Here is a 21,949-nt window from a genome sequence, read left to right as displayed (position 1 = left end):
CGCCAGGTCGGGTGTTCAGCCGGCCTGGGCGCCGTGCAGGCGCCCGTAGCTGCTGCCCGGCCTGCGGAGCAACTCGTCGTGGGAGCCGGTCTCGGCGATCCGGCCGTCCTCCAGCACCACGATGCGGTCCGCACCCCGGATCGTCGACAGCCGGTGCGCCACCACGAAGGTGGTCCGGCCGCGCATCAGCCGGGCCAGGGCCTCCTGCACCAGCGCCTCGGAGCGGGTGTCCAGGGCCGAGGTGGCCTCGTCCAGGACGAGCACCCGCGGGTCGCGGATCAGCGCCCGGGCGATCGCCAGCCGCTGCTTCTGCCCGCCGGACAGCCGGGCCCCGCGCTCCCCGACCACGGTGTCCATGCCGTCCGGGAGCCGGTCCACGAACTCCAGCGCGTTGGCGTCGCGCAGGGCGGCCCGCACCGCCTCCTCCGGCGCGCCGTCCATGCCGTAGCTGACGTTCTCCCGGATGCTGCCCTCGAACAGGATGGACTCCTGCGGCACGATGGACAGGAAACGGCGGAAGGTGCGCAGGTCCAGTGTCTCCATGTCGACACCGTCCAGCAGTACCCGTCCACCGTCGGGGCGCAGGAAGCCGATGGCGAGGTTCAGCACCGTGGACTTGCCCGCGCCGGACGGGCCGACCAGGGCGACCGTCTCACCGGGGGAGACGGTGAGCGAGAAGTCCTGGATCGAGCGCCGGTCCGCGCCCGGGTAGCCGAAGTCGGTCCGCTCGAAGGCGATCTCGCCGACGACGCCGCCCACCTCGGCCTTCCCGGCGTTGTGCTCCAGATCCGGCGCCTCTAGCACCTCGCCGACCGAGCGCACCGACTCCAGGCCCTTGCTGATCACCGGGGCCAGGCTGATCAGCGAGGTGACCGCGCCGGTCAGGGTGGTGAAGAAGGCGCTGAGCATCACCACGTCGCCCGCGGTCACCCCGAACGTACCGGTGTAGGCGAGCCAGGCCGAACCGGCCAGGCAGCCGACACCGAGCGTGTTCAGGGTGATCCAGCCCATGGCCCCGAAGCGGCCGTTGAGCAGGTCCAGCCGCAGCCCGGCCCCCTGCACCTGGCTCAACGTGCCGTCCACCCGCCGGATCGCGTCCTTCTCCAGGCCGTGGGCCCGGGTGATGGGTATCAGCGAGGTCATCTCGATGACGCGGGAGGACAGCACCTCGACCTCCTGCCGGAAGGACTCGTTCTGCTGGCGCAGCCGCTTGCGCAGGCTCATCACCAGCACCGCCGCGGCCGGGACCACCACCAGGAACACCGGCAGGAACACCGGCGTGCGCAGGCCGATGATGAGCAGGCCGCCGAACAGGCTGCTGAACGCCGAGAGGCCGCCGTCGGCGGCCTGCTGGACCATCTGCTCGATGGTCTCGACATCGCGGATGACCTTGGTCTGCAACACCCCCGCGCTGACCCGCGAGTGGTAGCCGATGGAGAGGTCCTGGAGCCGGCGGCAGATGGCCGAGCGCAGGCCGGTGCTGACCCGGCGGATGGACCGGCTGTAGCAGCGGATGTAGAGCAGCTGCCCGGGGAAGTTCAGCAGCAGCAGTGCCAGCAGCAGACCGCAGTTGAGCCACAGCTGCGAGCCGGGGCCGTGGGCGACCACGATGTCGATGACGTTCGCGGTGACCAGCGGCAGCAGCCAGGTCGGGCTGTGCTTGACCAGGAAGGCGGCGGTGCCCAGGGCGAGCCTGCCCCGGTCGTCCCGGTAGAGGTAGGCGAGGGTCCGCAGCGGGCTCTCGCCCCGGTAGCGGTGGTCCAGCGGATGGGCGGAAGGCTTCACGGGAACTCTCCCTGCGCGGGCGGCGTGGTCGCGGCGACGGTGCCGTGTCCTCGGTCAGCCGGATCAGGCCTGGCCCGAGGCTGTCGTAGATCCTCCCAGAGGGACCGTCGACGCTCCAAGGGGATTACCGGCGGAACCCGCCGTGACCAGGGAACGGAGGTGATGTGCCGTCAATAGCCGGCCACCCTGGGACGGCGGGCCCTTGACGCCGGATATTGGTCTGGACCATGGTGTGGGTGCCGCGCGGCCAACTACCCCCACACGCCCAGCAGTACGAGTCCTGTGCTGCCCCAAGCCGAGGAGAACTCGCCCATGAGGCGTTTCACCTTGCATGTCACCACGGCCGCCGCGCTGATCACCGCGCCGCTGCTGCTCCCGTCCACCGCCCACGCCACCGGCGCGATGAGCGGTCTGATCGCCGACTTCGGGGTCACCCAGACCTGGCAGGGCGGCTTCTCGGGCAGCTACACCATCACCAATGACACCAGGGCCACGGTGAACACCTGGTCGCTGACCTTCTCGCTGCCCGCGGGGGAGACGGTCACCAGTGCCTGGAACGGCACGCTCAGCCAGTCCGGCAGCAACTACACGATCACCTCGCCCAGTTGGGCGACCCCACTCGCCCCCGGGGCCAGCGCTGACGTGGTCGGCCTGGACATCTCCTCCGGCGCCACCCAGACCGATCCGGCCAACTGCCTGATCAACAACGAGCCCTGTCAGGGTCTGCCGGCCGACACCACGCCGCCGTCCACCCCGACCGGCCTGGCCGTCAGCGGCACCGGACCCGGCAGCATCTCGCTGTCCTGGAAGGCCGCCACCGACAATGTCGGGGTCACCGGCTACAACGTGTACGAGGGCAGCTCGGTGGTCGCCACGGTCACCGGCACCACCGCGAACATCACCGGCCTGCTCGCGGGCAGCAGCCACACCTTCGACGTCACCGCGTTCGACGCGGCGGGCAACGAGTCCCCGGCCTCGGCCACGGTGACCGGCGTCGCCGGGAGCGGCACCCTGCCCGGGGTGGCCGCCCCCTACGTCGACATGGGCGCCTACCCGACGCCCAGCCTGCCCGCGATCACGGCGGCGACCGGGCTCAAGCAGCTCTCGCTGGCGTTCGTCATCAACGGCAGCACCCCCTGCACCGCCAGCTGGTTCGGCGACTACAACGTCTCCACCGGCTGGGACAAGGCCGACATCCAGGCGATCCAGGCGGCGGGCGGCGACGTCCGGGTGTCCTTCGGCGGGGCCAACGGCACCGAGCTGGCGCAGTCCTGCACCACCGAGGCGGCCCTGGCCGCGCAGTACCAGTCGGTGGTGGACACCTACGGTCTGGACCGGATCGACTTCGACATCGAGGGCTCCGCGCTCGCGGACCACACCTCGATCGACCTCCGCTCGGCGGCGATCGCCCAGGTCCAGGCCGCGCAGCGGGCCAAGGGCCGGGACCTGCGGGTCAGCCTGACGCTGCCGGTGCTGCCGTCCGGCCTGACCGCCGACGGCGTGTACGCGCTCCAGTCCGCCGAGAAGGCCGGCGTGGTCGTGGACGCGGTCAACGTGATGACCATGGACTTCGGCGACTCGACCGCGCCCAACCCGGCCGGCCAGATGGGCACCTACTCGATCGACGCCGCGCAGGCCACCCAGGCCCAGATCAAGTCGGTCTGGACCAGCCTGACCGACGCCCAGGCCTGGGCCATGGTCGGGGTCACCCCGATGCTCGGCCAGAACGACCAGACGGACGAGGTCTTCGGCCTGGCCGACGCCCAGCAGCTGATCACCTTCGCCGAGCAGAAGCACCTCGGCGAGCTGTCCTTCTGGGAGGTCACCCGGGACGCCAACGCCTGCACCGGCGGGCTGTCCGAGTGCACCAACATCGCGCAGACGCCCTACGAGTTCTCCAAGATGTTCGCCGGCTACACCGGCTGACCAGCGCCCCCGCTGACAGCCAGGGCCGGGCCCGGCAACCGCACACGGTCAGCCGTGTGCGGTTGCCGGGCCGCTGTCGTCGGACGAGGGTGGCGTCAGCGGGGCGGACCGCGCCCCGGCCGCGCCCGGACCCCGGTCCGCCCGTACGCACCCCGGAGAGCACCGTGGAACTGTTCCCCCCTCTGCCGCTGGAGTCGTGGCGGGACACCAAGGAGACCCTGCACCGGTTCGCGCAGGTGGTCGGCAAGCTCCGGCTGGCGGGCAGCACCCGCCGCAACCACTGGTGGAACGTGCCGTTCCACCTGACCGGGCAGGGCATCACCACCCGCCCGATGGGCCCGACCGGGGACGGTGACGCCTTCTGCGTCGACTTCGACCTGGTCGCCCACCGCCTGGTGCTGCGCACCCTCTCCGGCCGGGAGGAGTCCTTCCCGCTCGCCGGGCACTCCGTCGCACGGTTCTACCAGGACACCATGGACGCCCTGGACCACCTCGGGATCGAGGTCGAGCCCGCGCTCTGCCACCCCTACGACCTGCCCGACGCGGCCCGCCCCTTCGCCGACGACGACGAGCACCACAGCTACGACCCGGCGGCGGTCAACCGGTACTGGGTGATCCTCAGCCAGGTCGCGCTGCTGCTGGAGCAGCACGCCGCCGGCTACTCCGGCAAGACCAGCCCGGTGCACCACTTCTGGCACACCTTCGACCTCGCGGTCACCCGCTTCTCGGACCGCGTGGTCGAACCGGCCCCGGACGCCGACCCGGTCACCCGCGAGGCGTACTCGCGCGAGGTGATCAGCGCGGGCTTCTGGTTCGGCGACGACAACGTGCCCGCCCCGGCCTTCTACTCCTACACCGCACCCGAGCCCCCGGGCCTGGCCGACCGCCCGCTGCGGCCCCCGGCGGCCACGTGGACCGCCAACCGGGGCGCCCACCTGGCGGTACTGGGGTACGAGGACGTCCGGGCGGCGGCGGACCCCTGGCAGACCGCGCTGGACTTCCTGGACAGCGCCTACCGGGCGGGCGCGGAGCTGGCCGGCTGGCCGCGGGCCCGGGAGTGCCCCGGCGGCGTCACCGACCCCCGGCTGGGCGCCGCCGCCCGGGGCTGACCCGCCGCCCGGCGGTGGCGGGCGGCACCCGCCCGGGGCAGGCTGACAGTGAACCGGTCCGGACCACACGAGGAGAGCACATGGCCGAGCAGCGGATACCCGGCATCGATCCCAGCGTCCCGCCCAGCGGTGACGGCTGCGTGGAGTGCCTGGCGGGCGGCGGCTGGTGGTTCCACCTGCGCCGCTGCGCCGCCTGCGGGCACATCGGCTGCTGCGACTCCTCGCCGTCCCAGCACGCCACCACGCACGCCCGCGAGGCCGGTCACGACTTCCTGACCAGTTTCGAACCGGGCGAGGACTGGTTCTGGAACACCGGGACCGAGGAGTACTACGACGGCCCCGCGCTCGCTCCGCCGCACGCGCACCCGGCCGACCAGCCCGCCCCCGGCCCGGCGGGCAGGGTGCCCGAGGACTGGGAGCGGCTGCTCAACTAGGGCCGGTCCTTCGGATCACCGCCGCCCGGTCCGGATCCCCGCCCGGATCGGCCGCTAGAGCTCGTCCTCCATCCTGATCGCCGCCTTCAGGTCCTCCTGCACGGGTCCGCCGCGGCCCCCGTGGAGTTCGAGGAGGGACGCGGCGATCGCGTCGAGCTTGCGTTGCACGGCCCGTTCGGAGCGCCGCTCGGAGTTCTTCAGCAGGGCCAGCAGGAGCAGGGTGACCGCTGTCATGGCGTCGCCTGCCAGCAGCTTGGTGTCGGTGGACAGTCGCATGGCGTGCACGCACAGGACACCGAGCACCACGATCAGGCAGGACAGGGAGAACGCGGGGGAACTGGTGAAGTTGGAAGCGTGCTCGGCCAGCCGGTCGAAGTGGCTGCGCCGGCCTCCGTTGGTCTCGGCGGGGTGCTTCAACGTCATGAGACGTGCGTACCGCCTTCTCCGGCTCATTCCCTGATCGCGGCGGGGAAGCGGTCCCAGACGCGGTGTCGCGCCAGCAGCCCGGTGACGCCTTCGAGGACGGTCCGCGGTTCCTCACCGATCACCACGCCAGGGGCGCCGTAGACGTAGCCCGCGGCCTCCAGGGCATGCGGCGGCTCGACCCAGCCGCCCAGTGCCTTGGCGTGGCGGTAGGCCTCGCTGATCATCAGGACGATCCGCGGGTCCACCGAGGCCTCAGCCGCCGAGGTGGTTCCGGTCCTGGCGTCGCGGGCTCCGTAGGCGTCGGAGCCGGGAGCCGGGGCGCAGGTCAGGATCAGGGCGTCGAACTCGACCGAGCGGGCGTTCGCGTACGTGCGCTGGACCGGCACCGCGTCGGCGCCGGTGCCGAGGGAGCCGCCGGTGGGGGCGATGACCAGCGGGACCATGTCCGCGTCCAGGACGGCCTGGCGCAGGCCGCGGAGCTTGTCGAGGTCGGTGGTGGGGTCGGCGATGACGCCGATGACCCGGCCCGCCGTCGGCCAGCCCTCGCCCGAGCGCACCTGGGACAGGGCGGGGCTGGGCTCGACCCGTGCCAGTGGTTTCCGGGTGGCCGGGGCGGGCAGTCCGAGCCCTGCGGCGACCTGCTCGCACAGCCCGGGGTCGATGTTCGCCAGCACCGCCAGGGTGCGCTCCTGGACGACCCGCTGGGTGCACTTGCTCAGCTCGAAGGTGTACGCGGCGACGACGTGCTCACGCTCGACGGGGCTCAGGCTGAGCCAGAACAGCCGCGCCTGGCTGAAGTGGTCATCGAACGAGGCGGGCGCCTGGCGCACCTTGGCCGCGCCCTCGGCGACCGGTACCGGGAACTCCACGTAGCCGCCGACGTCGGCGCCCGCGACGAAGGGGCAGCCGCCGCCGAGGGTGTTGGGCTTGTAGGGGGCGACTCCGGTGTGGACGGCGGCCTGGTGCATGCCGTCGCGCAGGTCGTCGTTGACCGGCGCGTGGGTGCGGTTGACCGGCAGCTGAGCGAAGTTGGGGCCGCCCAGGCGGCTGATCTGGGTGTCCAGGTAGGAGAAGAGCCGACCGCTGAGCAGCGGGTCGTCGGTGACGTCGATGCCGGGGACCAGATGGCCGGGGTGGAAGGCGACCTGCTCGGTCTCCGCGAAGAAGTTGAGCGGATTGGCGTTGAGGGTCATCAGCCCGATGGGCTGTACCGGTGCGAGTTCCTCGGGCACGAGCTTGGTCGGGTCCAGCAGGTCGATGCCCTCGAAGGCCTGCTCGGGGGTGTCCGGGAAGACCTGGATGCCGAGCTCCCACTGCGGGAACGCTCCGGCCTCGATGGCGTCGGCCAGGTCCCGGCGGTGGAAGTCCGGGTCGGTGCCCGCGATCAGCTGCGCCTCCTCCCACACCAGGGAGTGGACCCCGGCCCGGGGCTTCCAGTGGAACTTCACCAGGCTGGCTCCCCCCTGCTCGTTGACCAGCCGGAAGGTGTGGATGCCGAAGCCCTCCATGGTCCGGTACGAGCGCGGGAGCCCGCGGTCGGACATGTTCCAGATGGTGTGGTGGGTCGCCTCGGTGTGCAGCGACACGAAGTCCCAGAAGGTGTCGTGGGCGCTGGCTGCCTGCGGGATCTCCCGGTCCGGGTGCGGCTTTCCGGCGTGGATGACGTCGGGGAACTTGATCGCGTCCTGGATGAAGAACACCGGGATGTTGTTGCCGACCAGGTCGAAGACGCCCTGCTCGGTGTAGAACTTGGTGGCGAAACCCCGGGTGTCGCGCACCGTGTCAGCCGAACCGCGCGAGCCCAGGACCGTGGAGAAGCGGACGAAGACCGGGGTCTCCACACCCTCGGCCAGGAAGCCCGCCCTGGTCACCGCTGTGGCGGTGCCGTAGCCGCGGAACACGCCGTGGGCTGCCGCGCCCCGGGCGTGGACCACCCGCTCGGGGATGCGCTCGTGGTCGAAGTGGGTGATCTTCTCCCGCAGGTGGTGGTCCTGCAGCAGCACCGGACCGCGCGGCCCCGCCTTCAGGGAGTGGTCGGTGTCCGGCAACCGCAGCCCCTGCGCGGTGGTCAGGTAGTCCCCGGCCTGGGCCCGCTCCGCAGGCGGTACCCGGGTCGGCTGCCCGGTAGCGGATACGGCGGCGGGACCCCGCTGGTCCGGTTTGGGCGGCAGCGGACCCGTCGGCTGGGTGGGCTCCTCGGACGGGACCGTGCCCAGAACCGGCGCGCCCGGAAGCTCGGGAACCACCTGTGCCCCCTTACGGGCGGCCGGATCGGCCTCGCTGGTCTTGGGCTTGTCCTTGGACTGGGCCACTGTTCCTCCGGACGTCGAACGAAGCATGCGGTTCCAAGCGAAGCATGCGGTTCCAAGCGTGTAACCGTCCTAAAACATCCGAAACCACATGCGCCGGGGCGCACAGGCGCTTGCGGGCCGAGCCCAGGGGCAGGAGCACCGCATGACAGTCACCGCCCTGGTCCACCGCCGCCGAGCCACCCGCCGACCCACGGAGATCGACGCCGACGTCGTCATACACCCCGTGGTGCACTCGATCGACGGGCGCAGCGCGCCGTTCCGCAGTGTCGAACTGGGGGGCAGTGTCGTGGGATCAGCCCGGTGCGCCGGGGACGTGGAGCGGATGTGCCGGATCGGCGGAATCGCCGACCTGACGGCGGCCGAGCTGCGGATCCACTGGCGCGGCGGAGGCCCCGGCTACTGGGGCTAGGGCGGCCCGGTGTGGACGGCGGTGTCGACCACGATCCGGTGCCGGGACGCGGCGACTGGTCGGCGGTCGGCGCCCCGGGACGCTCCGGCTGTCGGCCGGGCGAGGGGAGGGGCGGCGGCTCCTTCTCCTTCCGCCGAGATCCGAGGACGAAGGCGCCGATCAGTCCCAGCGCCATCCGGATGACGGTTTCCGGAGCCGACCACCCGGGTGCCTGGCCGGGCGAATCGCGGGTACGCGGTAGGGAGTCCGGCAACCGCTCCATCGATGGAGGTTCGACCATGAGACCAGACGCCGTGCGGAGCCGTCGCCGTGGCTGAGTTCACGGGTAGGAGCAGCTTCACGTTCCCCCAGGCGCTGGACGCCGAGGGGATCACCCGGATCGAGTCGGCGCTCGTCACCCACGGGGCCAAGGTCGACGCGGGGACCCTCAGCTTCACGCCGGACCCCGAGCCGCCCGCGTACACCTTCGCCTGCACGGTGCGGGGCAGCGACCAGATGGCGGCGAACAGCATGGCCGGCATCGTCCTGGGACGGGCCCTTCACGACTGCGGGTACCTCTTCTGAAGCGGTCAGGGGTGGGGTTTGTGGGGGATCCGGGTGGTGTCGAAGGTCCCGTCGGCGATCTCGCGGGCCAGCTGGGCGAGTTTGTAGTGGTTGGCGCGGGCGTAGGCCCGGAAGGCGGCGAAGGCGTCGTCGACCGAGAGGTTCCAGCGTTCCGCGAGGATGCCCTTGACCTGTTCCAGCACGATGCGGCTGGTCAGCGCGTACTGGAGCTGGGCGCGCTCGACCTCGCTGTGGTCCAGGGTCCGCTGCTGGAGCACCGCGATGGTGGCCATGTCCGCCAGCGCCTGGGCCAGGACGGTGTCCGCGGGGCTCAGGACCGCGGGGGTGGTCTGGAACAGGCCCAGGACGCCGATGACCCGGCCGCGCAGGCGCAACGGGATGACGTTGGCGGCCACGAACCCGGCTGACCGGGCGCGGGGGGCGAACTGCGGCCAGCCGCGGGTGGTCCTGGGGTCGGTGAGGTCGATGTCGGTGCGGGATCGGCCGGTTCGGTAGCACTCCACGCAGGGGCCCTGGTCGTGCTGCAGGGCGAAGAGCTCCAGGAGTCGGGTGTGCTCGTCCGAGGCGGCCAGGACCCGCAGGTTGTCGTGCTGGTCGGCCAGCATGACGCCGACCGCGTCGACGTCCAGGAGTTCCATGCAGCGCACGGAGAACTGCTGGAGGAAGTCGATGACGTCGAAGTCGTCGATCAGGGAGTCGGCGACCTCCACGAAGACCTCGGTGATCTGCTGCTCTCGGTTCATGGTGAATCAGTCCTTGTCGACGGGGGCGGGAACGGGTTGTTGCCGTTGCCGTTCGGATTCAGGCGCAGGCGCCGGGCCACCACGTCGTGGCAGATGTCGGTGATGGAGCGTCCGCTGCTGTAGGCGTGAGCGCGCAGCCGCAGCAGGGCCTGGGGCAGTGTGACGGCGAGTTGGACGCTGACCATGCCAGTGGCCTGGTAGACCACCGCGTGCTGGAGGCACTGCTGTGCCTGCGCCGGATCCAGGTCCTGGCCCGGTGGTTCGCCGCCGCCCAGGAAGTGCGCGGTCAGAGCGTCGGCCAGGACCAGCCCGTCGTCGGCCTGCTGGGGGCTGAGCGGACCCGCGGTGTCGCGTACCGCGGTCAGGACACCGACGCGGGCCGCGCCGACACCCAGGGGGAAGCAGAACACCGCGCGGACCCCGAGCGCGGGAAACTCGGCGCTCAGGGCCGGCCAGCGTCCGGGTCGGACCAGGTCCAGATCCGGCGCCCACACCATCGCGCCGGTGCGGGCCGCGTCGCGCCCGGGGCCTTCGCCGACCGTCAACTGGAGGTCCTCGAAGCGGCGGCTGGACGGGGTCGAACACCACCAGAGCTCGGTGAGGTCACCGCTGATGGCGAGGGACACGGCCAGCCCGTCCACGCCCAGCGCGGCGGCGCCCGCCGCCGCGAGGGCCGCACCGTCGCCGGAGCCCTGGCCGGGCCGCAGCAGGCGCAGCACCTGCGCCATGCGGTCACTGATCATCCGGTACCCCGGTCGAGCACAGGACCCGGAACCAGCGGTGCGCCCCGCCCTCCGCGCGGGGGCAGGGCGCCGAGGGCACGAGGAGCTGGTGGGTGTCGGTCAGCACGAGCATGCGGGTCAGCATCGGGGACGGGTGCTCCAAGCGGAGCCGCCCTCCGGCCGCACGGGTGTGCCTGGAGAGCTCCAGGAGCACGTTCAGCCCGCTGGCGTCGCAGAACGTGACCGCTGCCAGGTCCAGCACGAGAGTGCGCACCCCCTGGCGCAGACACTGGTGCACGGCCTCGCGCAGGCGCGGGACCGAGTCCATGTCGATCTCACCCGCCGGCGCGAGCCAGGTCCCGCTCCGGTGGTCGCGACGGCTGACGTTCAGGACCGTGCCCGTGGTCCCCGTCTGCGGGGACCACGGTCCCTCGGGGCCGAGGGTTGCGTTCGGTCGGGTGTTCTGCATCCGCGACTCCTAGGCGCTCGTCTGTAACGCGGCCGGGGTCAGGGGCAGCAGGACCACCACCGCCGAAGCGGTCGTCTCTCCATGCGGGATCGGCCGTCCCCGTCGGGGGACGACTGCCTACCTGTGACAGTAGTCCTGAAAGTCCCGGCGCGGCGCCTGGTCCGGGCATCCTTTCAGTTCGCGGGGCCGGACCGACAGCCCAACGCTGAGCGAGCGGCGGCGGTGCTTCGGTGATCTTCTGAATGCGAGCCAGGTCGGCTCCCGGCGAAGGGGACCGGCCCGGGCTGTGCCCCGGTGCCGCCCATACCAACGCCATGCGATCAAAAGGAGACTCCCTCGTGAACAGACAACGCCTCACCGCCCTGTTGGGTGTACCCGCCCTCATCACCGTCGCGGTCCTCACCCTCGGCACCCCCGCACACGCCGACGCGGGCGCGGCGGGCGGCGCGGGCGTGGCGGGCGCCGCAGGCACCGCCCCGAACGGGAACGGGGTCGCCGGGACGTCCGGCGGGCACGGCGGGGACGCCACCTCCCCCTCCGGTGCCGGAGGTGCCGGGGGCGTCGGCGGAGCCGGCGGGGCCGGGGTCGGTAGCGGCGACGGCGGCCGGGCGGGCAACGGCGGCGACGCCGGCAAGGGCTACGGCGGAGCCAGCGGCGGGACCGGGGGCGCCGGGGGTGCCGGGGGCGTCGGCGGCGCCACCGGCAGCAGCGCCACCGGCGGTCACGGCGGCAACGGCGGCGACAGCGGCGGGACCGGAGCCGGCGGGACCGGGGGTGTCGGCGGAGGGGGCGGAGCCGGTGCCTCCGGCGGCGGCGGTGGCAACGGCGGCTCCGGGTGCGATGGCCGCAACCCCGGCGCGCCCGGCGCGCCCGGAGCCGCCGACGGTACCGGTGGCTCCGGCGGGCTCGGCGGTGCGGCCTGTTCCAGCTGATGACCAGCGCGGCGGCCGGTCGGTGGGAACGAGGTCGGCCCCGCCGCTCGCGCGGTGGGGCCGACCCGTGGTCAGCGGCCTGCTAGGTGGTGCAGGCGCCGTCCGACTTCCAGACGGCCCAGGACGTCGCGGCGTTGGGCACCGCGTCGGTTGAGCCGTAGGTCGCCGTGTAGTTGTCCCCGTCGTAGGAGACGATCGCACCCGTGGTGTACGAGGTGGCCGTGCTCCACGCCGCCGCGCAGGTCCCGCTGCTCGTCGGCGAGGCGGTGGGCGTGGGGGACGCCGTCGGGCTCGCGGTCGGAGTAGCGGTCGGCGTCGGCGTCGGGGAGGTCGACGGCGACGCGCTGGCCGTGGGCGTCGGGGTGGGTGTGGGGGTGGCGGTCGGCGAGCCGCCGCTGGAGTACGGATCGGCGATGATGGTGATCGTCTCGTTCTGTACGCCCCAGTTGTTCGCCTGGGCATCGGGCAGCCAGAGGTCGACGGTGTCGTTCTGGATCCAGGTGCCGAGGTCACCGGCGTAGCAGGTCCCGTAGTTCGGCACGGAGATGTACGTGCCCCACGGGATCACCCGTGGATCGGTTGCGCAGACGCCGAGTTGGGCGTTGTAGCCGGAGGCGGTCTGGCCGGTGTTGTCGTACGAGGTGAGCATCATCGGGATCTGCGTCCCGACCGCCGCGTTGCCCGCGCCGGTGGCGAGCGTCCCGTTCGCGCCGAGCCAGTAGGGAACCGAGAGCTGGCCGAGCGAGGCGTCCGAGTTGCTGGTGTCGTACATCGCCACGACGTCGTAGTACGCGCCCTGGCAGGGGGACGTGTCGGTGACGGTGAGCGGGGTGGTCTGGCCCCAGTAGCTGATGTAGCCGATGTCGACGCCGTCACGCCATACCTTGTAGGCCACCGCGTTCGCCACCGGGCTGACGGTGATGGTGACCTGCCCGTTCACCAGCGAACCGGTGATCGTGGGGGCGGCAGGCCGGGTAGTGAAGTTGACGGCGGGTGAGGTCTGCAGCGGCGGCACCCACGGGGTGGTGGTGCGCGCCGGCGGCGTGATCCCGGCGGCCCAGAAGGGACAGGCGGGGAGCGTGCTCGCTGCCTGGACCTGCTGCGTGGCCGCGGCGTTGGCCGGAGCGGGGGCACCGAGGAGCAGGGTGCAGAGGGCGACGGCGGCCGTGGCCATCGTGGCGAACAGTAAACGCACTCTTCTGGGGAGCGGAGGCATCGTGCTGCTTCCTTACTGGGTGGGGGTGTGGGGGAGACCGTGGGGTGACCTGGCGTGGCACCTTCGGGTCTGCGGCACAGTGAACCGGACCCCCTGAGTGTCAGTCAAGGGGTCTAGACCAATAACGTCCAGACCGATGCCTGGGTGGGGGTGGGCGCGGAGCCCGCCCCCACCCAGGGGAGTCTCAGCTGGTGCCCAGGGCGTGGTCGAGCAGGGGCAGCAGCCGGTCCCAGTGCCGCTGGAGGCCGGAGGGGCTGAAGGCGGCGGTGTCGGGCATGGTGAAGCCGTGGACGGTGCCGGGGTAGCTCTCCGAGGTGTAGTCGACGCCCGCGGCGTCCAGTGCCCGGTTGAGCTCACCGACCGCCTCGGGCTTCATGTCCGTCTCGGCGTGGCCGATGTGGACCGCGGCGGTGAGCCCGGGGATCAGCAGGTGCGGGCTGTCGGGCGCGTCGGAGATCAGGTTGCCGGGGTGGAATCCGGCGACGGCGGCCACCCGGTCGGGGTGGGTCGCCGCGGTGCGCAGTGCCAGCACGGCGCCCATGCAGTAGCCGGTCACCCCGACCGGACCGGCGCTGACCTCGGGCTGGGCGGTGAGGAAGTCCAGGTAGGCGTCGGCGTCGCGGAGCGCCAGTTCGGTGGGGTGCGCCTTGACCAGCGGCAGCAGCTGGGCGACGACCGCGGGCCGGTCCTGCTCCCCGATGTACTCGGGCAGCTCGACCAGCGGCGCCGGACCGTGCCGGTAGAAGACGTTGGGGACGAGCACGTAGTAGCCGTGCCCGGCCAGCTCGCGGGCCCGCTGCTCCAGCACCGGCCGCAGGCCGAAGATGTCCATGTACAGCAGCACCCCGGGGTGCTGCCCGCCACCCTCGGGGAAGGCGGCGAAGGCGTCGGCGCTGCCGTCGGCGGTGGGGATGTGCAGGGTCTTGACGGTCATGAGTTCTCCAGTCGTGGTTGATCCGATGAGCGTGTGATCAACACGACGGGGGCGGAGCCCGCGCGACGGCGCCGGGTCCCCGACCGGACAGCGGGCCCGCATCGGCCCGTACGGCGCTCAGTGGAGCGCCGGGTCACCCATCCGTGAGTGGCGCGAAGCCGTCCCGGTAGTCATGGCCGCACCCTAGCCCACCGGGGAGCGCCGAGTCACCCCTGCCCCCGGCTCCGGACCAGGGACGCCGCCGTCCGCCAGGCGGCGGTCAACGCGGCGTGGGCCTGGGCGGTGGCCTCGGCGGTGGATCCGGTCAGCCGGATCGGCGCACCCAGGTGGACGTGCAGCCGGGGGCGCCGCAGCGGCGAGGTGAACAGCCCGGCGAGCTGCTTGCCGCGGCTGCCGGAGGTGATCCGCCGGGCACCGACCTGCCCCAGCGGCACCACCGGCGCGCCGGTGGCCAGCGCCAGCCGGGCCACCCCGGTACGGAAGTCCTCCGGGGTGCGGTCACCGGAGTCGCGGCGCACCGGAATCCGCCCCTCCGGGTAGATCACCACGATCTGCCCGCGGGCCAGCGCCTCGGCGGCCAGGTCCAGCGCCTCGGCCGCCCTGGTGCTGCCCCGGTACACCGGGACGTGCCCCTCGGCCCGCAGTCGGGAACGGAGCAGCGGTATCCGCCACAGCCCCGCGGCGGCCAGGACGATCGGCCGGTCGACCCGCCGCCGGGCCAGCGCCGCCAGTACCACGCCCGGATCGATCAGCGAGCTGTGGTTGGCCACGACGATACTGCCGGGCTGCGGACCGTCGGTCTCGTCGGCAGTGACGTCCAAGTGCCCGAGCACGGGCACCACCCGCAGCGCGATATGACTGAGCATGCCCGCATCGTGCACCTGCCGCGCGGTCGCGGGCATGAGTACGGATACTCATCTTGACGGCGGGTCAGCGACGGCATCGACGCCCGCCGCCACGACGGGCAGGGGCCCGGCACACGAGGTGTGTGCCGGGCCCCTGGGGTGGTGCTCGCCGCAGTGCTCCCCTGTCCGGTGCCTGGGCGCCGCGGGGTTGGTTCGGGTGGCTCAGTACCAGTTGTTGGCCTGCCAGAAGGCCCAGGCCTGGTTCGGGCTGCCGTAGGTGGAGTCCATGTACTGCAGGGCCCAGGTGATCTGGGTGGTGGCGTCGGTCTGCCAGTCGGCGCCGACCGAGGCCATCTTGCTGCCGGGCAGGGCCTGGGCCAGGCCGTAGGCGCCGGAGGACGGGTTGACGGCGGTGACGTTCCAGCCGCTCTCGTGCGAGATGATCTCGTCGAAGGAGGCCAGCTGGTCGGCCGGGACGATGGAGGCCGCGATCGCCTGCGGGTCGCCGGAGGTGGTGGCCGAGGCGGTGGCGGTGGTGGAGCTGGTGCTCTGGGTGCTGCCGGTGGTGGCGGAGCTGGTGGAGGTGCTCGCGTTGGTGCTCGCGTTGGTGCTCGCGGTCGCCGAGTTGTAGGCGTTCTGCGCGGCCGAGGACGCGTCGCTGTTCTGCTGCGCGGAGGCGGCAGGGGCGGTGGCCACGGTGGAGGTGGTGGCGGCGCTCGCCGGGGCGGCGGCCGAGCTGGTCGAGCCGGAGCCGCCGGTGGCCGCGTTGTAGGCCTGCTGCGCGGCCGACGCGGCCTCCTGGTTGAGGTAGGCGAGGTGCGCGGCCGAGGTGACGGCCTGGTCGGTGTAGCTCACCGGCGCGGCCTGGACGGCCTGGTGGACGGCGGTGACCGGGGTGGCCGCGTTCGCGCTGGCGGCGAAGCCGCCCACGGAGGTGAGGCTGGCAGCGGCGACCAGGATGGCGGAAACACGCATGCGGGAAGAGATACGGGACATGGGAGAGTACGACCTCAATCGGTTGACGGGTGCTTGCCGTCGGGCTTCCGGCGGCTCCCGGACAGGGGGAGCGGCCACCTCAGGGGCAGGCACGGGCACGCCGCTTGCGGGTGAGTGCCAGGGGGCCGACGCGGTGGCGGACAGGGCCGCTGCGCCGGATGACTCAGCCATTGTTAGCCGGTGCGACGGCGCCGGCCAAGGCCCCCATGTACTAACCGGTTCCGTATTCGAACGGTGTTCGCGCCGCTCTCGGCCAACGGCTCCCGGCCGCCGTCCGCCCCCGCCCGGGCGCTCGGCGCGGGGGCCGGGAGACCCCGGCCCGGACCGCCCGGGAGGCCGCCGCGCGGTCGACTACCGGCCCTAGTAGTCGCCGCGCGGCGTGTGGCGGCCATCACCCGCGAACCGCCGTTTCGGCCCGTTTCGGCCGGAAAACCACTGGGTAGAGACCTGGTTCGGCGCCTGTCCGGGGCGGTCCGGAGTACCCGCCGAGGGGCCTGGGATCGACGGACTGTCACCGGTGCGCTCCCCGTGGTGAGCGTCCGCGCCGCTCAGCCCTGTCCCAGCGCCGCCAGCTGCGCGGTCAGCGTGGGAATGTCGCGGAAGGTCAGCCCGACCGCGGCCACGTGCTTCCAGCGGAGCACGCCCTCGGCGTCGACGATGAACACGGAGCGCCGGACCAGGCCGCCGAGCGCGATGCCGTAGGCGTTCACCGCCTCCCGGCCGGTGTCGGCGAGCAGCGGCATCCGCAGGTCGTACTTGCGGGCGAAGCTCTCGTGGCTGTCCAGGCCCTGGGTGCTGATGCCCCAGACGGTCGCGCCGAGTTCGGTGAAGGCCTCCAGGCCGGAGGAGTAGGAGCAGAGCTGCTTGGTGCAGACCGCCGTGTCGTCGCCCGGGTAGAACGCCAGGACGACCGGGTGCCCGAGCTCCTGCGACAGCGTGCGGTCGCGGCGGACCCATTCGCCGTCGGCCAGCTGTACCGACGGCAGGGTGAAGTCCGGTGCCGGTTGACCGACTGCGGGCGACTTGGACATGGTGGCCACTCCTCGCGACGAACCGGCCGGAGCCGGGACTGCTCTCTGTTCTCTGTCGGTCCCAGTGATACCGCCTTTCCGCCCAGTCCGGGCGGACACCGCCACACCGGGGCGCATTCCCGCCGGTGACAAGTCGATCGCGCCGCCCGCCGCCCCGACGTACCGTGAGCCGCATGCCTGACGACATCTTCGAGCACCCGCGACTGGCCGCCGTCTACGACGCCCACGACCCCGACCGGAGCGACCTCGACGCCTACCTCGCCATCGCCGAGGAGTTCGGTGCCCGCAGCGTGCTGGACGTCGGGTGCGGGACCGGTACCTTCGCGCTGCTGCTGGCCGGGCGGGGGATCGAGGTCACCGCCGTCGAACCGGCCGGTCCCTCGTTGGACGTCGCGCGGGCGAAGCCGGGCAGCGAGCGGGTGCGCTGGAACCACGGCTACGCGACCGCGCTGCCGCCGATGCGGGTCGACCTCGCCACCATGACCGCCAACGTGGCGCAGGCGATCATCGATCCCGGCGACTGGCAGGGCACGCTGCGCGCGGTCCACGCCGCGCTGCGGCCCGGCGGGCAGCTGGTGTTCGAGACCCGTGTTCCGGCCGGGTGCGCCTGGGAGCGGTGGAACCGGGCCGCCAGCCATCAGGTCTCCGAGCTACCGGGGGAGGGCGCGGTGGAGAGCTGGGTGGATCTGCTCGATGTCAGCGGGCCGCTGGTGACCTTCGCCTGGACCTTCGTCTTCCCCTCCGACGGTGCGGTGCTGACCTCGGTGTCGACGCTGCGCTTCCGTGAGCGCGACGAGGTCGAGGCGGACCTGCTCGACGCGGGCTACACGGTGCGGGAGGTCCGTGACGCACCGGACCGGCCCGGCCGGGAGTTCGTCTTTCTCGCCCGGCGGCCGCGGTGACCGGTGTCCCCGGCCCGGTCGAAAACCCGTAGTGGGACACCCCCGAACAGGCAATACTCGGCGATGTGTTCCTGACGATCAGTACCTCCGGAAGTAGTGAACGGCCCGCCACCGACCTGGGGTTCCTGCTGCACAAGCACCCCGCCCGGGCCCAGTCGTTCACCACCTCGCACGGCCTGGCCCATGTCTTCTACCCGGAGGCCACCGAGGAGGCGTGCACCGCCGCGCTGCTGCTGGAGACCGACCCGGTCGGGCTGGTCCGGCGCGGCCGCGGCAAGGGCCGGGGCGGCTCGCCGGACTTCGCGCTCGCGCAGTACGTCAACGACCGCCCCTACGCGGCCTCGTCGCTGCTCGCGGTGGCGCTGAACGCGGTGTTCCACAGCGCCCTGAAGGGCCGCTGCGACCTGCGGCCGGAGCTGGCCGCGGCCCCGCTGCCGCTGCGGATCGGCATCCCGGCGCTCCCGGCCAAGGCCGGGCGGGACGGCGGTCCCGAGCTGGTCCGCCGCCTGTTCGAGCCGCTGGGCTGGCAGGTGGAGGCGGAGCCGATCCCGCTCGACCCGTCCTTCCCCGAATGGGGCGACTCGCACTACGTGCGCCTGGGGCTCACCGGTGAACTGCGGCTCGCCGACGCCCTCGGCCAGCTGTACGTGCTGCTGCCGGTGCTGGACGACGCCAAGCACTACTGGGTCGCGCCGGACGAGGTGGACAAGCTGCTGCGGGTGGGGGAGGGCTGGCTCGGCGAGCACCCCGAGCTGCCGCTGATCACCCGCCGCTACCTGGCCCGCCGCTGGTCGCTGGCGCGCAGCGCGATGGAGCGGCTGGAACTGGCGCGGCTCGCCGAGGCGGACGACCGCGAGGTCGAGGAGATCGACAACGCCGTCCCGCAGGAGACCCCGAGCACCGGCGAGGCCGCCGGGGGGACGGACGAGCAGGCACAGGCCGTCCCGACGCTCGCGGCGCAGCGCCGCGAGGCGATCGTGGGGCAGCTGCGCGCGGCCGGGGCGACCCGGGTGGCCGACCTGGGCTGCGGCGAGGGCGCCCTGGTCGCCGCGCTGCTCAAGGAGCAGTGGATCGCCGAGGTACTGGGCGTGGACGTGTCCTCGCGGGCGCTGTCGATCGCCGCGCACCGGCTGCGCCTGGACCGGATGCCCGAGCGGCAGAAGGCCCGGGTGCGGCTGGTCCAGGGCGCGCTCACCTACACCGACACCCGGCTCGGCGGGTACGACGCCGCGGTGCTGTCCGAGGTGATCGAACACGTCGACCCGCCCCGGCTGCCCGCCCTGGAGTACGCGGTGTTCGGCGCGGCCCGGCCCGGGACGGTCCTGGTGACCACCCCCAACGTCGAGTACAACGTGCGCTGGGAGAGCCTGCCCGCCGGGCGGGTCCGGCACGCCGACCACCGGTTCGAGTGGGACCGGGCCCAGTTTCGGGCCTGGGCGGAGCGGGTCGCCGAGCGCTACGGCTACACCGTCCGCTTCGCGCCGGTCGGCCCGCAGGACCCTGAGGTCGGCCCGCCCACCCAGCTCGCCGCCTTCACCCGCACCAACGACACCGCTGCCGACGCCGCCAGCACTGACACCGCCGCCACCGCCGCCGCCACCACCGAGCAGGGACCCGCCCGATGACCCCGACCGCCGAAGCAACCCGCGCACTCGCTGTCCCCGACCTGTCGTTGGTGGTCCTGGTCGGCAGCACCGGCGCGGGCAAGTCCAGTTTCGCCGCCCGCCACTTCCTGCCCACCCAGGTACTGTCCTCCGACACCTGCCGCGGCCTGGTCAGCGACGACACCAACGACCAGTCGGCCAGTGCCGACGCCTTCGACGTGCTGCACTACATCGCCGGAAAGCGGCTCGCGGCCGGGCGGCTCACGGTGGTCGACGCGACCAACGTCCAGCCCGCCGCGCGGCGCCAACTGGTGCAGCTGGCACGGGAGTACGACGTGCTGCCGGTCGCCGTGGTACTGGACGTCCCGGCCCAGGTCTGCGCCGAGCGCAACGCGCGGCGCCCGGACCGGGCGAAGCTCGGACCGCATGTGATCCAGCGTCAGCAACGGGAACTGCGAAGCTCGTTGCGGCACCTGGAACGCGAGGGCTTCCGCACGGTGCACCTGCTGCGCGGCACCGCCGAAATCGACGCCGCCGAGATCGTGCTGCGGAAGCGCTACAACGACCTGCGGGAACTCACCGGTCCCTTCGACCTCGTCGGTGACATCCACGGCTGCCGCTCCGAACTGGTCACCCTGCTGGACCGGCTCGGCTACCAGCTGTTCCGCGACGCCGAGGGCCGCGCCGTCGACGCCGCGCACCCGCTCGGCCGCACCGCCGTGTTCGTCGGCGACCTGGTGGACCGGGGGCCGGACACCCCCGGCGTGCTGCGGCTGGTGATGGGCATGGTCGCGGCCGGACACGCGATCTGCGTCCCCGGCAACCACGAGCACAAGCTCGCCCGGGCACTGGCCGGACGCAAGGTCGCGGTCCGCTACGGCCTACAGGAGTCCCTGGACCAACTGGCCAACGAGCCACCGGAGTTCATCGCCGAGGCGCGGGCCTTCATGGACGGCCTGGTCAGCCACTACCTGCTCGACGGCGGACGGCTGGTGGTCTGCCACGCCGGGCTGCCGGAGAAGTACCACGGCCGCACCTCCGGCCGGGTCCGCTCGCACGCCCTGTACGGCGACACCACCGGCGAGACCGACGAGTTCGGGCTGCCGGTGCGCTACCCGTGGGCCGACGACTACCGGGGCCGGGCCCTGGTCGTCTACGGGCACACGCCCACCCCCGTCGCCGCCTTCCACAACAACACCATCTGCCTGGACACCGGCTGCGTCTTCGGCGGCACCATGACCGCGCTGCGGTACCCCGAGCGGGAGTTGGTCAGCGTCCCGGCCGAAGAGGTCTGGTACGAGCCGGTGCGCCCGCTGATCGCGGACGCCCCCGGTGCCCGCGAGGGCCGCCCGCTGGCGCTCACCGACGTCCACGGCCGCCGCGGCGTGGAGACCGCCAACCACGGCCGGGTGGCGGTCCGGGAGGAGAACGCCGCCGCCGCGCTGGAGGTGATGAGCCGCTTCGCGCTGGACCCGCGGCTGCTCGCCTACCTGCCGCCGACGATGGCCCCGGTCGCCACCTCCCGCCGGGAGGGCCACCTGGAGCACCCGGACGAGGCCTTCGCGGGCTACCTCGCCGAGGGGGTGCGCCACGTGGTCTGCGAGGAGAAGCACATGGGCTCGCGGGCGGTGGTGCTGCTCGGCCGGGACCCGGCCGCCCTGGAGCGGCGCTTCGGGGTGCCCACCGGCGGCGCGATCTGGACCAGGACCGGCCGTTCCTTCCTGGACGACCCGGCGCTGACCGACGCGATCCTGGAGCGGCTGCGCGGCGCCGCGGTCCGCAGCGGTCTGTTCGCCGAACTCGACAGCGACTGGCTGCTGTTGGACGCCGAACTGCTGCCCTGGTCGCTCAAGGCCGTCGGGTTGCTGCGGCGCCAGTACGCGGCGGTGGGCGCGGCAGCGGCGGCGGCCCTGCCCCCCGCCCTCGCCGCGCTCCAGAAGGCCGGTGAACGCGGGATCGACGTACGAGAACTGACTGATCGTCAGTCGGCGCGGCAGGTCGACGCGCGCGCGTTCACCGACGCCTACCGGCGCTACTGCTGGGCGGTGGACGGCCTGGACGGGATCCGGCTCGCGCCGTTCCAGATCCTCGCCGCCGAGGGCGCCAACCTGGCGGTCCGCCCGCACGACCAGCACCTCGGCTGGATCGACGCCCTGGTCGACGCCGAACCGGAACTGCTCCGGCGCACCGGGCGGATGCTGGTCGACACCGCCGACGAGGCCTCGGTGGCGGCGGCCACCCGCTGGTGGACCGAGCTGACCGCGGCCGGAGGCGAGGGGATGGTGGTCAAGCCGCTGGCCTCGCTGGTGCGCCCGCAGGGCGGACGGCTGGCCCAGCCGGGGGTGAAGGTCCGCGGCCGCGAGTACCTGCGGATCATCTACGGCCCCGACTACACCCTCCCGGCGAACCTGGACCGGCTGCGCTCCCGCGCCCTCGGCCACAAGCGCTCGCTCGCGCTGCGCGAGTACGCCCTGGGCCTGGAGGCACTGGACCGGCTCGCCACCGGCGAGCCGCTGTGGCGGGTCCACGAGGCGGTGTTCGCGGTGCTCGCCCTGGAATCCGAGCCGGTCGACCCCCGGCTCTAGGCGGC

At 72.8% G+C, this 21,949-nt stretch carries 20 protein-coding genes; 9 read left to right on the top strand and 11 right to left on the bottom strand.

The genetic code is table 11. The features are described from left to right. Positions 1-15: 15 nt before the first annotated feature. Positions 16-1,785 (bottom strand): ABC transporter ATP-binding protein, encoded by a 1,770-nt coding sequence (locus GXP74_RS23165; RefSeq protein WP_182453168.1) that lies wholly within the window; start codon positions 1,783-1,785, stop codon positions 16-18. 312 nt (positions 1,786-2,097) lie between these two features. Between GXP74_RS23165 and GXP74_RS23160 the strand changes: the two genes are divergently transcribed. From GXP74_RS23160 to GXP74_RS23150, 3 genes are all read left to right on the top strand, one after another. Next, positions 2,098-3,711 carry a cellulose binding domain-containing protein gene (locus GXP74_RS23160; protein ID WP_182453167.1) on the top strand — a complete coding sequence of 538 codons (1,614 nt, stop codon included), beginning with the start codon at positions 2,098-2,100 and terminating at the stop codon, positions 3,709-3,711. A 164-nt stretch (positions 3,712-3,875) separates the two neighbouring features. Beyond that, a complete protein-coding gene (locus tag GXP74_RS23155) occupies positions 3,876-4,820 on the top strand; it encodes a DUF5996 family protein (RefSeq protein ID WP_182453166.1) in 945 nt (314 codons plus the stop codon). 80 nt (positions 4,821-4,900) lie between these two features. After that, positions 4,901-5,254 carry a UBP-type zinc finger domain-containing protein gene (locus GXP74_RS23150; RefSeq protein WP_182453165.1) on the top strand — a complete coding sequence of 118 codons (354 nt, stop codon included), beginning with the start codon at positions 4,901-4,903 and terminating at the stop codon, positions 5,252-5,254. A 54-nt stretch (positions 5,255-5,308) separates the two neighbouring features. Here the strand turns inward: GXP74_RS23150 and GXP74_RS23145 are convergent, their stop codons facing one another. Continuing rightward, positions 5,309-5,677 (bottom strand): low affinity iron permease family protein, encoded by a 369-nt coding sequence (locus tag GXP74_RS23145; RefSeq protein ID WP_182453164.1) that lies wholly within the window; start codon positions 5,675-5,677, stop codon positions 5,309-5,311. 26 nt (positions 5,678-5,703) lie between these two features. After that, positions 5,704-7,926 (bottom strand): catalase, encoded by a 2,223-nt coding sequence (locus GXP74_RS23140; protein WP_225448666.1) that lies wholly within the window; start codon positions 7,924-7,926, stop codon positions 5,704-5,706. A gap of 208 nt (positions 7,927-8,134) precedes the next feature. On the opposite strand from GXP74_RS23140, the gene GXP74_RS23135 reads away from it, so the two are divergent. Both GXP74_RS23135 and GXP74_RS23130 read left to right on the top strand, forming a co-directional pair. After that, entirely contained in the window at positions 8,135-8,401 is a 267-nt protein-coding gene (locus tag GXP74_RS23135) for a hypothetical protein (RefSeq protein ID WP_182453162.1), read from the top strand. Between the two features lie 309 nt (positions 8,402-8,710). Next, entirely contained in the window at positions 8,711-8,965 is a 255-nt protein-coding gene (locus GXP74_RS23130) for a hypothetical protein (RefSeq protein WP_182453161.1), read from the top strand. Positions 8,966-8,970: 5 nt separating this feature from the next. Here GXP74_RS23130 and GXP74_RS23125 read toward each other — a convergent pair whose 3' ends face one another. Genes GXP74_RS23125 through GXP74_RS23115 form a run of 3 tightly spaced genes read right to left on the bottom strand, consistent with a single transcriptional unit; the run spans position 8,971 to position 10,899 of the window. Continuing rightward, positions 8,971-9,708, bottom strand: a complete 738-nt coding sequence (locus tag GXP74_RS23125) for a GAF domain-containing protein (protein WP_182453160.1) — start codon at positions 9,706-9,708, stop codon at positions 8,971-8,973. Further along, positions 9,705-10,451 (bottom strand): ANTAR domain-containing protein, encoded by a 747-nt coding sequence (locus GXP74_RS23120; protein WP_182453159.1) that lies wholly within the window; start codon positions 10,449-10,451, stop codon positions 9,705-9,707. Before GXP74_RS23120 ends, GXP74_RS23125 begins: the two co-directional genes overlap by 4 nt. After that, the gene (locus GXP74_RS23115; protein WP_182453158.1) at positions 10,441-10,899 is read right to left on the bottom strand and encodes an STAS domain-containing protein; all 459 of its coding nucleotides are present in this window, start codon (positions 10,897-10,899) and stop codon (positions 10,441-10,443) included. Before GXP74_RS23115 ends, GXP74_RS23120 begins: the two co-directional genes overlap by 11 nt. Before the next feature lie 338 nt (positions 10,900-11,237). On the opposite strand from GXP74_RS23115, the gene GXP74_RS23110 reads away from it, so the two are divergent. Then, positions 11,238-11,831, top strand: coding sequence for a hypothetical protein (locus tag GXP74_RS23110; protein WP_182453157.1), 594 nt, complete (start codon positions 11,238-11,240; stop codon positions 11,829-11,831). Positions 11,832-11,913: 82 nt separating this feature from the next. Here the strand turns inward: GXP74_RS23110 and GXP74_RS23105 are convergent, their stop codons facing one another. The 5 genes from GXP74_RS23105 to GXP74_RS23085 all read right to left on the bottom strand — a co-directional run bounded on the left by GXP74_RS23105 (position 11,914) and on the right by GXP74_RS23085 (position 16,853). Continuing rightward, positions 11,914-13,005 carry a 3D domain-containing protein gene (locus tag GXP74_RS23105; protein ID WP_182453156.1) on the bottom strand — a complete coding sequence of 364 codons (1,092 nt, stop codon included), beginning with the start codon at positions 13,003-13,005 and terminating at the stop codon, positions 11,914-11,916. 226 nt (positions 13,006-13,231) lie between these two features. Then, on the bottom strand, positions 13,232-13,981 hold the full coding sequence (locus tag GXP74_RS23100) for a dienelactone hydrolase family protein (protein WP_182453155.1): 750 nt from the start codon (positions 13,979-13,981) through the stop codon (positions 13,232-13,234). Between the two features lie 206 nt (positions 13,982-14,187). Beyond that, on the bottom strand, positions 14,188-14,847 hold the full coding sequence (locus GXP74_RS23095) for a lysophospholipid acyltransferase family protein (RefSeq protein ID WP_182456581.1): 660 nt from the start codon (positions 14,845-14,847) through the stop codon (positions 14,188-14,190). Positions 14,848-15,048: 201 nt separating this feature from the next. After that, the gene (locus GXP74_RS41620) at positions 15,049-15,801 is read right to left on the bottom strand and encodes a lytic transglycosylase domain-containing protein (protein ID WP_182453154.1); all 753 of its coding nucleotides are present in this window, start codon (positions 15,799-15,801) and stop codon (positions 15,049-15,051) included. A gap of 569 nt (positions 15,802-16,370) precedes the next feature. After that, positions 16,371-16,853 (bottom strand): peroxiredoxin, encoded by a 483-nt coding sequence (locus tag GXP74_RS23085; RefSeq protein ID WP_182453153.1) that lies wholly within the window; start codon positions 16,851-16,853, stop codon positions 16,371-16,373. Positions 16,854-17,026: 173 nt separating this feature from the next. Here GXP74_RS23085 and GXP74_RS23080 point away from each other — a divergent pair, with 173 nt between their 5' ends. The 3 genes from GXP74_RS23080 (at position 17,027) to GXP74_RS23070 (ending at position 21,944) form a co-directional block, all read left to right on the top strand. After that, positions 17,027-17,755, top strand: coding sequence for a bifunctional 2-polyprenyl-6-hydroxyphenol methylase/3-demethylubiquinol 3-O-methyltransferase UbiG (locus GXP74_RS23080; RefSeq protein ID WP_182453152.1), 729 nt, complete (start codon positions 17,027-17,029; stop codon positions 17,753-17,755). A 65-nt stretch (positions 17,756-17,820) separates the two neighbouring features. Next, a complete protein-coding gene (locus tag GXP74_RS23075; protein WP_182453151.1) occupies positions 17,821-19,380 on the top strand; it encodes a 3' terminal RNA ribose 2'-O-methyltransferase Hen1 in 1,560 nt (519 codons plus the stop codon). Then, positions 19,377-21,944, top strand: a complete 2,568-nt coding sequence (locus GXP74_RS23070; protein WP_182453150.1) for a polynucleotide kinase-phosphatase — start codon at positions 19,377-19,379, stop codon at positions 21,942-21,944. Before GXP74_RS23075 ends, GXP74_RS23070 begins: the two co-directional genes overlap by 4 nt. Positions 21,945-21,949: the final 5 nt, after the last annotated feature.

Origin of the sequence: Streptacidiphilus sp. P02-A3a, from assembly GCF_014084105.1 — a bacterium.
Taxonomy (GTDB): domain Bacteria; phylum Actinomycetota; class Actinomycetes; order Streptomycetales; family Streptomycetaceae; genus Streptacidiphilus.
The sequence above is the reverse complement of the archived record's forward strand: the minus strand, read 5'-3'. Positions and strand labels throughout refer to the sequence as shown.

What these genes read in the sequence shown, in the direction of transcription:
- GXP74_RS23125 (WP_182453160.1), bottom strand. Translation starts at nt 9,708, where the DNA reads ATGAACCGAGAGCAGCAGATCACCGAGGTCTTCGTGGAGGTCGCCGAC.
- GXP74_RS23160 (WP_182453167.1), top strand. Translation starts at nt 2,098, where the DNA reads ATGAGGCGTTTCACCTTGCATGTCACCACGGCCGCCGCGCTGATCACC.
- GXP74_RS23070 (WP_182453150.1), top strand. Translation starts at nt 19,377, where the DNA reads ATGACCCCGACCGCCGAAGCAACCCGCGCACTCGCTGTCCCCGACCTG.
- GXP74_RS23150 (WP_182453165.1), top strand. Translation starts at nt 4,901, where the DNA reads ATGGCCGAGCAGCGGATACCCGGCATCGATCCCAGCGTCCCGCCCAGC.
- GXP74_RS23145 (WP_182453164.1), bottom strand. Translation starts at nt 5,677, where the DNA reads ATGACGTTGAAGCACCCCGCCGAGACCAACGGAGGCCGGCGCAGCCAC.
- GXP74_RS23105 (WP_182453156.1), bottom strand. Translation starts at nt 13,005, where the DNA reads ATGGCCACGGCCGCCGTCGCCCTCTGCACCCTGCTCCTCGGTGCCCCC.
- GXP74_RS23120 (WP_182453159.1), bottom strand. Translation starts at nt 10,451, where the DNA reads ATGATCAGTGACCGCATGGCGCAGGTGCTGCGCCTGCTGCGGCCCGGC.
- GXP74_RS23115 (WP_182453158.1), bottom strand. Translation starts at nt 10,899, where the DNA reads ATGCAGAACACCCGACCGAACGCAACCCTCGGCCCCGAGGGACCGTGG.
- GXP74_RS23085 (WP_182453153.1), bottom strand. Translation starts at nt 16,853, where the DNA reads ATGTCCAAGTCGCCCGCAGTCGGTCAACCGGCACCGGACTTCACCCTG.
- GXP74_RS23135 (WP_182453162.1), top strand. Translation starts at nt 8,135, where the DNA reads ATGACAGTCACCGCCCTGGTCCACCGCCGCCGAGCCACCCGCCGACCC.
- GXP74_RS23095 (WP_182456581.1), bottom strand. Translation starts at nt 14,847, where the DNA reads ATGCTCAGTCATATCGCGCTGCGGGTGGTGCCCGTGCTCGGGCACTTG.
- GXP74_RS23100 (WP_182453155.1), bottom strand. Translation starts at nt 13,981, where the DNA reads ATGACCGTCAAGACCCTGCACATCCCCACCGCCGACGGCAGCGCCGAC.
- GXP74_RS23080 (WP_182453152.1), top strand. Translation starts at nt 17,027, where the DNA reads ATGCCTGACGACATCTTCGAGCACCCGCGACTGGCCGCCGTCTACGAC.
- GXP74_RS41620 (WP_182453154.1), bottom strand. Translation starts at nt 15,801, where the DNA reads ATGCGTGTTTCCGCCATCCTGGTCGCCGCTGCCAGCCTCACCTCCGTG.